The sequence below is a fragment of the Roseateles sp. P5_D6 genome (assembly GCF_054049415.1).
The window spans coordinates 434,235-446,274 of sequence record NZ_JBFUMK010000001.1 but is presented as its reverse complement, the minus strand read 5'-3'; the positions used below and the strand labels follow the sequence as shown (position 1 = coordinate 446,274).

The following is a 12,040-nucleotide window of genomic DNA, read 5'->3' as shown; positions in this document are numbered from 1 at the left end:
AAACTCCCGCCACGCCGACACCCTCAAACGACAAGCGCCCCGGCGGCAGGCCGAGGCGATAGCGGGAATCATAGTCGGGCACTCGTCTATACAACGCTGCCCGCCCCCGAGAAAGCGGCGAGGAAAACCCGGGGTGACTTCAGTGATGGTGATGGTCGTGACCGCAGTCATCGCCGCAGTCGTCATCGTGGTGATGCGCGCCGTGCGCCAGGCGCGGGTCCGACTGCCAGCCCAGGATGGCCTCGCGCCGCTGCACATAGAGCTCCACCGTGCCGCCGACCGGCAGGCAGACCTTGGTACGCACATGGCCGAAAGGCAGTCCCGTCAGCACCGGCGTCTTGGTACGGGCGCGCAGCGCGGCGACGGCGTCCTTGATGCCATAACCACGATCCAGCGGCGACTTGGCCGCGCCGCTGAAGTCGCCCAGCAGCACGGCCGCCTGCGCATCGATGACGCCGGCCTGCTGCAGCTGCAGCAGCATGCGCTCGACGCGGTAGGGATGTTCGTTGACGTCTTCCAGGAACAGGATGCCGCCCTTGACCTTGGGCCAGTGCGGCGTGCCCAGCAGCGAGCACAGCACGCTGAGGTTGCCCCCCCAGAGCCGCCCGCGCGCCTCCAGGCCGTCGAAGCCACCGGTCGGCTCGCGGAAGCCTACGGCCTCCAGCGCGCCGCTCATGGCTTCCAGGAAGCAGTCGCGCGTGACCTCGTCGACACCGCCATCGGCCTCACTGCGGCCGAAGTCGTCGCAGGCCAGCGGGCCGGCCCACATCGACAAACCCTTGTGGCGAGCGATCAGGCCGTTCTGCAGCGCCGTGAGGTCGCTGTAGCCGACCCAGCGCGTGCCCTGCTCGACGCTGCGCGCGATGCGGCCCCAGTCGAGCTGGTCGAGCAGGCGCGTCAGGCCGTAGCCACCACGCGTGGCCAGTGCCACCGAAGGCGCAGCATCGGCAATGCGATGCAGGGCCTCGAGGCGCGCCGCGTCGTCGCCAGCGAAGCGTTGATGCTTGGCCAGCGCATCGGCGTCGGTGCTGACCTCGAAGCCCAGCTGCGTCAGCCGCCTGGCGGCGCGCTTCAGCGGCTCGGCCTTGGCCAGGACACCCGACGGCGTGAACAACGTGAGTGAGGTCATCAGGATTCGTCCAGTTCGGTGGCTTCGCCGGTCGGGATCAGGCCCTGACGTTCGGCACGGCGCGCACGTGCGGCCTCGCGGCGTTCGGTGAAGAAGTCGCGCAGCAGCTGCGCCGACGCGTCCGCCAACAGCCCGCCTTCGACGGCGGTGTGGTGATTGAGCTGCGCCTGGCCGAACAAGTCGATGACCGAGCCGGCCACGCCCGTCTTCGGGTCGCGCGCCGCGAACACGACGCGCTTGAAGCGCGCATGCATCAGCGCCATCGCACACATCGCGCAGGGCTCCAGCGTCACGAAGAGTTCGCACTCGGGCAGGCGGTAGTTCTCCAGCAACGTGGCGGCGTGGCGCAACGCGACGATCTCGGCATGCGCCGTCGGGTCGTGCGTCGTGATCGGGCGGTTGTAGCCGGTGGCGATGACCTGATCGCCGCGCATGATGACGGCGCCCACCGGGACCTCACCCACCAACCAGGCGTTCTGCGCCTGGTCCAGCGCGAGCCGCATGGCGAATTCATCAGATGGCGTGAAGGTCGTCGGCTCGGTCATCGAGCCGGCAGTTTAGAGGCTCACAGTGAGGCCGCCGACCGCGACGCCTGGTCGTATAGCCCCGACAACAGCCGCATCAGCTGCGCGCTGTCGCCGATGTCCTGGTTCTGCTGGCCGCTGTCCGCCAGCGCCTCCATCAGGCAGCGCTCACGCACCTGGCGGTAGGCCTCGCACAGCGCCTGGCCCTGCTCGGTCGTTGAGAAGAAGGCCTCCTTGCCGATCTTCTCGCTGCTCACCAACCCCATGCCAACCAGCTTGCGCAGCGAGTAGGCGACGACATGGGTGTCCTCCACGTTCAGCACGAAGCAGATGTCGGCGAGCTTCTTCTTGCGGTCGCGGTGGTTGACGTGGTGCAGCAGCGAGATGTCCAGCGCAGCCAGGTCTTTCATGCCGGCGGCGGCCATGCAGCGCACCATCCAGCGGTTGAAGGCATTGCTGACGACGATCAGGCCGAACTCGAACTCCGACAGCTCGGCGCTTTTTTCAGACACCAGATGCGATGAAGACACGATGCTGCGAACCATGATTGACATGATAAACACGTCTCGAATACAAATCGTATACGTTTTATTGAAATTCAAATGAGTACCGCACCGCCCGACCTCCTCATTCGCCCCCTGGGCGAAGCGGCGCTGTGCTGTGCGGTCGATGCACCCATCGCGATCGAACACCAGCAGCGCATCTGGCAACTCGGCGCGGGCCTGGCGCAGACCGAAGGCGTGCTCGGCCTGATCCCGGGCATGAACAACCTGACGCTGACCTTCGACCCGCTGCATACCGACGGCCAGACGCTGGAGCAGGCTGCCCGCGCGCTGTGGGCCAGGCCGCTGCGGCGCCAGCAGGCGGGCCGCCTCGTCGAAATCCCGGTCAGCTATGGCGGCGCGCATGGCCCCGACCTGGGCGACGTCGCCACGCACTGCGGCCTCTCGGTCGACGAGGTCGTGCAACGCCACACCGAGGCCGAGTACGTCGTCTACTTCATCGGCTTCCAGCCCGGCTTTGCCTACCTCGGCGGGCTGGACGCCTCGCTGCACACGCCGCGCCGCAGCGAGCCCCGCGTGGCGGTGCCCGCCGGCAGCGTCGGCATCGGCGGTGCGCAGACCGGCATCTACCCGCTGGCCACGCCGGGAGGTTGGCAGCTCATCGGCCACACCGCCCTGCCCCTGTTTGACCCCAAGGCCGAGCCGCCCACGCTGCTCGCGCCGGGTGACCGCGTGCGCTTCGTGGCGGACCTCGCATGATCGAGTTGCTGCGCGCCGGCCCGCTGACCACCGTGCAGGACCTCGGCCGCGAGGCCTGGCGCGACCGCGGCATCAGCCGCTGCGGGGCGCTGGACGACATCGCGCTCGCCTGGGGCAATCTGCTCGTCGGCAACCCCGTCGACGACGCCGGCCTGGAGTTCACCCTCGGCCCCGCCACGCTGCGCTTTGCAGTCGACTGCTGCATTGCCGTCACCGGCACCGATGCTGATGCCAGCCTCGACGGCCGCCCGCTGCGGCCCTGGTGGCGGCAGCGCGTGCAGGCCGGCCAGACGCTCAAGCTCGCCGCGCCGCGCGAGCGCATGCGCAGCTATCTGCTGGTTTCCGGCGGCATCGCGCTGCCCGCCGCCCTGGGCTCGCGCAGCACCGACCTCAAGGCCGGCTTCGGCGGGCTCGGTGGTCGGGCGCTGCGCGATGGCGATGTGCTGCCGCTGGCCGCGCCCGAGCGCTTGCCCGCTCGCAGCATCGGCATCCGCGCGCCTGACTGGGGCGCGAGCGTGCGCGTGCTGCCCGGCCCCGAGCACGAGGACTTCTCTGCCACTGCGCGCGAAGCTTTCTGGGCCGCCGATTGGAAGTTGACGCCGCAGAGCAATCGCATGGGCTACCGCTTCGCCGGGCCCGAACTGCGGCGCGAGCACGGCGCCGAACTGGCCTCGCACGGCGTGCTGCCTGGCGTCATCCAGGTGCCGCCCTCGGGCCAGCCCATCGTCTTGCTGGCCGATGCGCAGACGACAGGCGGCTATCCCAAGATCGGCGTCGTCATCCGCGCCGACCTGTGGAAGCTGGGGCAGTTGCGCCTCGGCGCCACATTGCGCTTCACGCCCTGCACCACCGACGAGGCCCTCGCCGCACTGCGCGAGAGCCAGGCCACGCTGGCCCAACTGAGGACTGCCCTATGCATGTCGACCTGAACGCCGACCTCGGCGAAGGCGCACCCGACGACGCCGAGTTGCTGGCCCTCGTCAGCTCCGCCAACATCGCCTGCGGCTGGCATGCCGGCGATGCGCGGCTGATGCAGACGACCGTGGTCGCAGCACTGGAACGCGGCGTGGCCATCGGCGCCCACCCCAGCTACCCCGACCGCGAGAACTTCGGCCGCAGCGAGATGCAGCTCGCGCCGGCCGATGTGAAAGCCGACCTGATCTACCAGATCGGTGCCCTCGACGCCCTGGTGCGCGCGGCCGGCGGCCGACTGCATCACGTCAAGCCGCACGGCGCCCTCTACAACCAGGCCGCGCGTGATCCGGCATTGGCCGATGCTGTCGCCGCCGCCGTGCTCGACGTCAACCCAGCACTGGCTCTCTACGGCCTGGCCGGCGGTGAGCTGCTGAAGGCGGCCGAGCGCGCCGGCCTGCGCGCCGTGGCCGAGGTGTTCGCCGACCGCGGCTACCGCGCCGACGGCAGTCTGGTGCCACGCAGCCTGCCCGGCGCCTTCGTCGAAGACACCGACGAAGCCGTCGCCCGCACGCTGCGCATGGTGCGCGAAGGCGTCGTGCAGGCCGTAAGCGGCGAGACCGTCCCGCTGCAGGCCCAAACGATTTGCCTGCACGGCGACGGCCCGCGCGCCCTCGCCTTCGCCCGAGCTATCAACACCGCTCTCACCCAAGCCGGCGTGCAACTGCGCCCCTGACCGGAGTCTTTTTCATGACTGCAGATGTTTCCCTGTGGCCGCTGATCGGCGTCGCCGTCGTCATCGTCGGCTTCGTGCTGCGCTTCAACCCCGTCCTCGTCGTCGCGGTGGCCGGCATCGCGACCGGCCTCGCGGCCAAGCTGCCGCCGGACCTCATCCTCGCCAAGCTCGGCACCGGCTTCGTCAAGACGCGCAACCTGCCGCTGACCCTGCTGCTGCCCCTGCCCATCATCGGCCTGCTGGAGCGCCACGGCCTGCGCGAACGTGCCCAGGCTTGGATCGCAGGCATTCGCTCGGCGACGGCGGGCCGTCTGCTCGTCGTCTATCTCTTCATCCGCGAGACCGCCGCGGCGCTGGGCCTGACGTCGCTGGGCGGCCATGCCCCGATGGTTCGGCCCCTGGTCGCGCCCATGACCGAAGCTGCCGCCGAGAAGACCCACGGCCCCGTGCCGCAGGCCGTGCGCGACAAGTGGAAGGCCATGGCCGCAGCGACCGACAACGTCGGCCTCTTTTTCGGCGAGGACATCTTTGTCGCCTTCGGCTCCATCGTGCTGATGCAGACCTTCCTGGCCGAGAACGGCATCGTCACCGACCCGCTGCACATCGCCCTCTGGGGCATCCCGACCGCCATCGCCGCCTTCGTCATCCACGCCGCGCGGCTGATCCGGATGGACCATCGCCTGCCGCAGGACATCGCCCGCGCCCGTGCTGAAGAGGAAGCCAAGCCATGACCGCCCTCCTCAAGCTCGACCAGCTCTTCCTGCTGACCGGCGCCGCGCTGCTGATCGTCGCCTGGCTGACCTGCCGCGACCGCAGCAACCCGCGGCGCTGGAGCAGCGGCCTGTTCTGGGCCTTGTGGGCCGTCATCTACCTGGTCGGCGACAACCTGCCGCCCGTCGTCTGCGGGTTGATCGTCCTCATGCTTGCCGCACTCGGCGGCCTGGGCGGCGTGTCCTTCGGCAAGCATCCGGCACGCGAGCCCGCCGAGCGCCAGGCCAGCGCGGCGCGCCTGGGCAACAAGCTCTTCCTGCCCATCCTGGCCATCACGACACTGGCCCTGGTTGGCACGCTGACGCTAAAGGACGTCCACCTCGGCGGTCTGCTGCTCGTCGAGCCCAAGAACGTCACGCTGATCAGCGTCGGTCTTGGCGCACTGGTCGGCCTGGTTGGCGCCTTGTGGATGACGCGCGAACGTCCCATGCAGGCCCTGCGCGAGGCGCGCCGCCTGCTGGAGACCATGGGGCCGGCGGTCCTGCTGCCGCAGCTGCTGGCCACGCTGGGCCTGTTGTTCACCGACGCTGGCGTCGGCAAGGCCGTGGCCCATCTCACCACCAGCTATATCCCCGTCGACAACGCCTTGTTCGCGGTGGCGGCCTATGCCCTGGGCATGGCCCTGTTCACCATGGTCATGGGCAATGCCTTCGCGGCCTTCCCGGTCATGACGGCCGGCATCGGCATCCCCATCCTGCTTGGCATGCACCACGGCAACCCGGCCGTGATGGCCGCCATCGGCATGTTCTGCGGCTACTGCGGCACACTGATGACGCCCATGGCCGCCAACTTCAACATCATCCCCGCCGCCCTGCTCGAGCTGAAGGACAAAAACGCCGTCATCCGCGCGCAATGGCCCACGGCGCTGCTGCTGCTGGGCGTCAACATCGTCCTCCTCAAGGTGCTGATGTTCTGATGCAGGACGAGCTGTTCGGCGGCCCACCCGAGAAGCGGCCGCGCGGTGTGCAACCCGCGCCGCCGGTGCCCGAAGACCTGGCGCTGGCAGCAAGTCTGTCGCCGCACATCCATCTCGGCACGTCGACCTGGAGTTACCCCGGCTGGCAAGGCCTGGTCTGGGCCGGCAAGCACAGCGAGGCCACGCTGTCCAAGACCGGCCTGACCGCCTACGCCGCCCACCCGTTGCTGCGCGCCGTGGGCATCGACCGCGGCTTCTACCGGCCGATCGCCGCAAGCGACTTCGAGCGGCAAGCGCAACAGGTGCCCAAGGGCTTTCGATTCACGGTCAAGGCACCCAGCCTCGTCACGGATGCGCTGCTGCGCAGCGAGGACGGACGCGGCCAGGAACTCAACCCGCTGTTCCTGGATCCGACGGCGGCAATGCAGGATTTCATCGAGCCCGCTTTCGAAGGCCTGAGCGCCACGATAGGCGCCCTCGTCTTCCAGCTCAGCCCCTTGCCCGGGCCACTGCTTGCGCGCATGAGCGAGCAATTCGACCGGCTGCATGCGCTGCTGCTGGCGCTGCCAAAACCACCTGTGGGCGTCATCGCTGTCGAGGTACGCGACGCTGCCTGGCTGACTCCGGATCTCGCGGCCCTGCTGCGCGACACGGGCGCGCGCTACTGCGTCGGCCTGCATCCCAAGCTGCCGCCGCTGGCCGAGCAACTGCCGCTGCTGCGCGCGCTGTGGCCGGGGCCGCTGGTGGTGCGATGGAACCTGAACCGCCTGCACGGCCCCTATGGCTACGAAGAGGCCGAGAAGCGCTATGGCGAGTTCAATGAGATGCTGGACCCCGACCCCGAGACGCGCGCCGAGTTGGCCCGCATCATCCGCGGCACCGCGGGCGCCGGGCAGGATGCTTTCATCACCATTTCCAACAAGGCCGAAGGCTCGGCGCCGCTGAGCGTTCGGGCGCTCGCTCAAGCCATCGTCGACGGCTGACTCAGCGCTTGGCCGGCAGCTGGGGCTCCGGCAGATTGCCGCCCTCTGCTTCCCAGCGGCTGACATCTTCGCGATGCTGCTTACCGTCGTGGCGCACGCGGCGTTGGTGATGCTTCTGGCCCAGGTGCTGGACCAGCTTCATGGTCAGGGCCGAGGTGGCGAGGACGGCAAGAACGGGCTTGAGGATCATGGTGGCCTCCGCTGGCAGGGGTTGCTTGATCGTGGTCGATCCGCAACCACGCGCCCGTCGGCCGCCAGCTTCAAGGGCTGTAGGAGCAGACCTCAGCCCTGCAGCGGCCAACGTGCGATGACGTCATGCTGCGTCAGGCCCTGGGGGCTGGAAACGAGGACGAGCTCGCTCGCCGTCCAGCCCGCCAGGTCGACCTCCCAGGCAGGCGCCGGGCGCTTGTCGTAGCGCAGCGTCAGGTGGGGCTCATAGTCCTTCACTGCCGGCAGGCCATGGTCGACCAGTCGATCAGCCAGCGCGTCGCGCAGCTCGCGCACCGCCTCCAGGCTCTGGCCGCCGGTCAGGACGAAGGGGTGCTGGCGTGCGCCTTCGCGACCCCAGCTCGCAAAGCGCTCGAAGCCGACGTCGAAGGCCGGCCAGACAAGCTCGGCCGCCGCGCGCATCGCCTGCGCCACGAGCTGCGGGTCAGGCTCACCCTCGAAGCGGCCGAAGTAGTGCAGCGTGATGTGGAAGATGCGGCTCGGCCTGAACCGCGGCACGAGGCCGCGCGCCACATGCTCGGCGGCAGCGGTGCGCGCGATGCGCTCGGCCGCCTGTTCATCCGGCCGCAGCGCGAAGAAGAGCTTATGGCCGGCCACGGCCTCAATTGGTGGCAGCGGAGGCGGCCTCGGCCGCACGCTTGGCGGCTTCGTCGACGCTGCTCTGCACCTGCTCGCCAACGGCCTTTGGCATGGGCAGGGCGGCACTGGCCGCCGGTGAACCAGGCGGCGGCTTCAAGGCCGAGGCCTGCTTCTTGACCAGCGACAGCACGATGGCCGCGACGATGACGAGGGCGAGAAGGCTGAAGGCTGCGCGCATGAATTGCTCCGTGAAGGCGCGGCAGCTTAACGCTCCGGCCGCGAACCCTGAAGCCCACGCGCCACGCAACGCTGCCGCAACGCCTGGCCACCACAGTCGCTGCATGTCGATGGACGAGAACACCACCCGGCTGCGAGCACTCGCGGCGCCGCGCTGCGGTCTGCTCAGCTGGTGGGCACCGGGGCCGGGTGCGTTCAGCGCCCGCGTGGTGCTGGACGATGGCAGCCAGCGCGACTTCGACAGCCCCTTCGAGCTGGCGCGCTTCCTGAGCACCCCTATGTCGAATGCGCCGGCCACGTCGAGCGGCCTGCGCTGACCTCGCACAATCCGCGCATGCAAGAACCGTCGGGTGCCGAGCTGGAGTTGCGCGTGTTGGGGCCGGTGCGCCTTTGGCGCGGTGGCCATCCCGTGGCGTTGACGAATCGCAAGACGCAGGCGCTGCTGCTGGTGCTCGCGCTGGACGGCGGCGCCAGCCGCCCGCGTTTGTGCGCGCTGCTGTGGCCGGATCTGGACGAACCCAGCGCGCGCCGCAACCTGCGCCGCGAGCTGGCGCGGCTGCGCGAGGCGGGCGTGCCCGAATCCTTTCGGGCCGATGACGACCATCTGCACCCTGGCGACACGCTGCGTTGCGACCTGCTGCTGGCCGAAGCCATGCCCGAGCTGGCGCTTGCGGGCTGGCCGGGCGAGCTGGCGGACGGCCTGCAGCTGGACGATGCACCGCAGTTCGCGCCGTGGCTGAGCGCCGCCCGCGAGCGGGCATTGCGACTGCGGCTGCGCGCGCTGGAGGCCGCGGCCGCAGCCGCCGAGGTGCGCGCCGACCTGCCCGCCACGCTGGGCTATGTGCAGACCCTGCTGAGCGAGGACGGCCTGCAGGAGCGGCATCACCGCCAGGCCATGCGCCTGCTGGCTGCCACTGGCCAGCGCGAGGCGGCATTGCGCCAGTTTGAGCGCTGCCAGGCCATGCTGGCGGCCGAGCTGGGGCTGGCGCCCATGCCCGAGACCGTGGCGCTGGCGCAGTCGCTGCGCGGCAGCGCGCCGGCTGCCCCGCCCTTGCCCATCCGCCCCCCGCAGGCCTGGCCGGAGCGCCTGCCCTTCGTCGGCCGGGCCACCGAGGTGGCGCGGCTGCAAGGCGCCTGGGCGCGCCGCACCGCAGTCGTCATCGTCGGCGAGGCTGGCGTCGGCAAGACCCGCCTGGCCACCGATTTCGCGGCCTCGCAGGGCGCCTATGCGCTGGTGCGCTGCTGCAGCGGCGACCATGACATCGCCTTCGGTGCCTGTGCCCGCGTGCTGCGCGTGCTGGCTGGCGAGCCGCCCGACCTGCGCGGGCTGGACGACTGGATCGTGGCCGAAGTGACCCGGCTGCTGCCCGAACTGGGCCCGGCACCGGCGCCGCTGCGCACGCAGGCCGAGCGGCTGCGCTTCGACGAGGCCTGCATCCAGGCCTGGCTGGCGCTGTCGCGCGGCGCCTTCGACGCCCTCGTGCTGGATGACTGGCAGCTGGCCGACCCCGCCAGCCGCACGCTGCTGGCCCGCGCCGCCGCACGCCGCCGCGAGGCCGGCTCGGAAGGCGCCATCGAGCTGGTTTGCTGGCGCGGCGCCAGCGACGACCCCGAACTGCTGGGCTTCAGCGCGGCACTCGCGGCCGAGACGGTCGCGCTCGGTCCCTTGTCGGCGGAAGCGGTGTACGAGCTGGTGCGCCAATTGTCCGGCGCCGCCGACCCGGTGCGCTTTGCCGAGCGCCTGTGCAGCGCCACCGGCGGCCACCCCTACTTCATCTCGGAGACGCTGCGCGACCTGGCCGAGACTGCGGTGCTGGACGTCGACGAGCAAGGCCGCTGGCGCACCCCGTTCGACGCCGTGACGCAGGACTACCGCGAGCTGCCCATGCCCGCCAGCGTGCGCGAGGCCGTGCTCGCGCGGGTGCGCCGACTGGACGCGCAGACGGCACGCCTGCTCGAAGCGGCCGCGCTGGCCGGTGAGCCTTTCGGTGCCGCCTGGCTGGCCTCGGCCTGCGCGCTGTCGGAACTCGAGACGGTGCAGGCGCTGGAGCAGGCAGCACGCGCCCAGCTCGTGCGGGCCCATGCGGCCGGCGGCTATGCCTGGGCGCACGACCTGGCACGCCAGGCGCTGGACTCGGCCCTGGAGCCGGTGCGGCGGCGCCTGGTGCACCACCGCCTGGCGCTGGGGGCCGAAGCGCTGGGCGCAACCGCCGAGGCCGCGCGCCATTTCGAAGCCTGCGGCGAGCCCCGACGTGCCGTCGCCCACCGGCTGGCCGCTGGCGATGCCGCCCGCGCGCTGGCGGCACTGGGCGAAGCGGCGCGGCATTGGCAACACGGCTTGGCCGACGAGCCGACGCCGCCCCAGGCCGCCATGCTGCTGGCCCGTTTGCTGGAGGCTGAAAACGGCCTGGGCCGCCGCACCGAGGCCGAGGCCTGCCGGCAACGCCTGGAAGACCTGCGCGCAGGCACCGCACTGCCGCCCGATGTCGAGGTGGACGCGGGCCACGCTCTCGCCCGCTATCTCGTGCGCGGCGAGGGCGCCCAGGCCGCACTCGCCCTGCTCGACGCGCTGCCCCCGCCGACCGACGACAGCCAGCGGCTGCGCGGCTTGTCGCTGCGCATGGACGCGCTGCAACGGCACGGCCGCATCGACGAGGCTCGCATGCTGGGCGATGAGGCGCTGGCCCTCGTCCACCCCGCCCACCCCGAGCGCGCGGAGCTGCTGGCATCGCTGGCCATGCTGGAGTTCTCCGCCGCGCATTTCGATGCGGCTGTCACGCGTGCCGACCAGTTCGTCACCGCCAGCCGGCAGCGCGGCGACGGCATGCTGATCGCCCGCAGCCTGCAATTGCGCGGCGCCTTCCAGGCCGAGCGCGGCAACGTGGACGCCGCCGAGGCCGACCTGCGTGAGGCCGCCGCGCTGGCCGGGCGCTTCGGCAACCGGCCCACGCAGCTGTTCTCCCTGTACAACCTGGCGGTCACTTTCCTGCAGCAAACGCGCCCCGGCGACGCGCTGCCGGTGGCCCTGGAAGGCTGGGCCTTGTGCGCCGACCAGAAGGGCAGCGAGGCCAGGACGATGTTTCGCGCGCTGTTCATCGACGCCTATTTCATGCTCGGCGACTGGGGCCGCACCTGGGCCCACATCGAGCCGGCCATCGACGAGATCATCGCCATCGGTCAGCCGATGTCCATCGCCGGCATCGCCATGGCGGTGCTGGAGCCGATGGCGGTGCTGGGCCAGTGGCCACGCGCCGCGGCCCTGCTCGCGGCGCTGGACCACGATGCGCTGGCCCAGTCGCCGCAGGCTGGGCAGCCGGTCTGGCTGGCTTGCGCGGTGGGCGCGCTGCTGCGCGGTGAGGTGAGTGAAGCGCGAAGCTGGTTGCGGCGCCTGGGGCCGCCCGACGAACTCGAGAACCCACGTGTCCGGCAGCGGCTCGCGCTCGTGGACGCCCAACGCTGTTGCTGCGAAGGCGACCTCGCCGGCGCGCTGGCGCGGTTGCCCGACGACGACGCGCCGGGCATGAACGACGAACTGAGGCTGCGCATGCTGGCGGTGCGCTGCCGCGCCGGTGCCGACGCGTCACAGCTGGCTCTGGCCCGGGCGGTGCTTGATGACCCCCGCACCAACGCCACCGCCGCGCTGGAGCTGGCGCAGGCGCTGGGCGGCAAGGTGCTCGCAGCCCGGTTGGAACGCCTGGGCGCCAGCCTGGCCGACTGGCCCGAGATCCAGGCCAGCTTGCGCACCACCTGGCTCTGAACAGGC

The 12,040-nt window shown here is 70.7% G+C and carries 14 protein-coding genes; 8 read left to right on the top strand and 6 right to left on the bottom strand.

The window, feature by feature from the left end; translation table 11 throughout:
* Positions 1 to 139 precede the first annotated feature (139 nt).
* The 3 genes from ACXJKM_RS01955 to ACXJKM_RS01945 are packed head-to-tail and all read right to left on the bottom strand — an operon-like array spanning position 140 to position 2,207.
* Positions 140 to 1,129 (bottom strand): LD-carboxypeptidase, encoded by a 990-nt coding sequence (locus ACXJKM_RS01955; protein WP_457349898.1) that lies wholly within the window; start codon positions 1,127 to 1,129, stop codon positions 140 to 142.
* Entirely contained in the window at positions 1,129 to 1,674 is a 546-nt protein-coding gene (tadA, locus tag ACXJKM_RS01950) for a tRNA adenosine(34) deaminase TadA (protein ID WP_457349896.1), read from the bottom strand. Before tadA ends, ACXJKM_RS01955 begins: the two co-directional genes overlap by 1 nt.
* 20 nt (positions 1,675 to 1,694) lie before the next feature.
* Positions 1,695 to 2,207 (bottom strand): winged helix DNA-binding protein, encoded by a 513-nt coding sequence (locus tag ACXJKM_RS01945; RefSeq protein WP_056197829.1) that lies wholly within the window; start codon positions 2,205 to 2,207, stop codon positions 1,695 to 1,697.
* A gap of 48 nt (positions 2,208 to 2,255) precedes the next feature.
* Here ACXJKM_RS01945 and pxpB point away from each other — a divergent pair, with 48 nt between their 5' ends.
* The 6 genes from pxpB to ACXJKM_RS01915 are packed head-to-tail and all read left to right on the top strand — an operon-like array spanning position 2,256 to position 7,233.
* Entirely contained in the window at positions 2,256 to 2,915 is a 660-nt protein-coding gene (pxpB, locus tag ACXJKM_RS01940; RefSeq protein WP_457349894.1) for a 5-oxoprolinase subunit PxpB, read from the top strand.
* Entirely contained in the window at positions 2,912 to 3,844 is a 933-nt protein-coding gene (locus tag ACXJKM_RS01935) for a 5-oxoprolinase subunit C family protein (RefSeq protein WP_457349892.1), read from the top strand. Before pxpB ends, ACXJKM_RS01935 begins: the two co-directional genes overlap by 4 nt.
* Entirely contained in the window at positions 3,829 to 4,563 is a 735-nt protein-coding gene (pxpA, locus tag ACXJKM_RS01930; RefSeq protein ID WP_457349890.1) for a 5-oxoprolinase subunit PxpA, read from the top strand. Before ACXJKM_RS01935 ends, pxpA begins: the two co-directional genes overlap by 16 nt.
* A 14-nt stretch (positions 4,564 to 4,577) precedes the next feature.
* Positions 4,578 to 5,294: a DUF969 domain-containing protein gene (locus ACXJKM_RS01925; protein ID WP_457325032.1), complete on the top strand. Its 717-nt coding sequence runs from the start codon at positions 4,578 to 4,580 to the stop codon at positions 5,292 to 5,294.
* Positions 5,291 to 6,250 carry a DUF979 domain-containing protein gene (locus ACXJKM_RS01920; RefSeq protein WP_457349888.1) on the top strand — a complete coding sequence of 320 codons (960 nt, stop codon included), beginning with the start codon at positions 5,291 to 5,293 and terminating at the stop codon, positions 6,248 to 6,250. The genes ACXJKM_RS01925 and ACXJKM_RS01920 overlap by 4 nt, the downstream gene beginning before the upstream one ends.
* On the top strand, positions 6,250 to 7,233 hold the full coding sequence (locus ACXJKM_RS01915; RefSeq protein WP_457349886.1) for a DUF72 domain-containing protein: 984 nt from the start codon (positions 6,250 to 6,252) through the stop codon (positions 7,231 to 7,233). The genes ACXJKM_RS01920 and ACXJKM_RS01915 overlap by 1 nt, the downstream gene beginning before the upstream one ends.
* Position 7,234: 1 nt before the next feature.
* Here the strand turns inward: ACXJKM_RS01915 and ACXJKM_RS01910 are convergent, their stop codons facing one another.
* From ACXJKM_RS01910 to ACXJKM_RS01900, 3 genes are all read right to left on the bottom strand, one after another.
* Positions 7,235 to 7,423 (bottom strand): hypothetical protein, encoded by a 189-nt coding sequence (locus ACXJKM_RS01910; RefSeq protein ID WP_056197841.1) that lies wholly within the window; start codon positions 7,421 to 7,423, stop codon positions 7,235 to 7,237.
* A 92-nt stretch (positions 7,424 to 7,515) separates the two neighbouring features.
* A complete protein-coding gene (locus ACXJKM_RS01905) occupies positions 7,516 to 8,058 on the bottom strand; it encodes a 2'-5' RNA ligase family protein (RefSeq protein WP_457349884.1) in 543 nt (180 codons plus the stop codon).
* Between the two features lie 4 nt (positions 8,059 to 8,062).
* The gene (locus ACXJKM_RS01900) at positions 8,063 to 8,278 is read right to left on the bottom strand and encodes a hypothetical protein (protein WP_457321476.1); all 216 of its coding nucleotides are present in this window, start codon (positions 8,276 to 8,278) and stop codon (positions 8,063 to 8,065) included.
* A gap of 103 nt (positions 8,279 to 8,381) precedes the next feature.
* Here ACXJKM_RS01900 and ACXJKM_RS01895 point away from each other — a divergent pair, with 103 nt between their 5' ends.
* On the top strand, positions 8,382 to 8,594 hold the full coding sequence (locus ACXJKM_RS01895) for a hypothetical protein (protein ID WP_457349882.1): 213 nt from the start codon (positions 8,382 to 8,384) through the stop codon (positions 8,592 to 8,594).
* 17 nt (positions 8,595 to 8,611) lie between these two features.
* Positions 8,612 to 12,034 (top strand): ATP-binding protein, encoded by a 3,423-nt coding sequence (locus tag ACXJKM_RS01890; RefSeq protein WP_457349880.1) that lies wholly within the window; start codon positions 8,612 to 8,614, stop codon positions 12,032 to 12,034.
* The last annotated feature ends 6 nt before the right edge of the window (positions 12,035 to 12,040 follow it).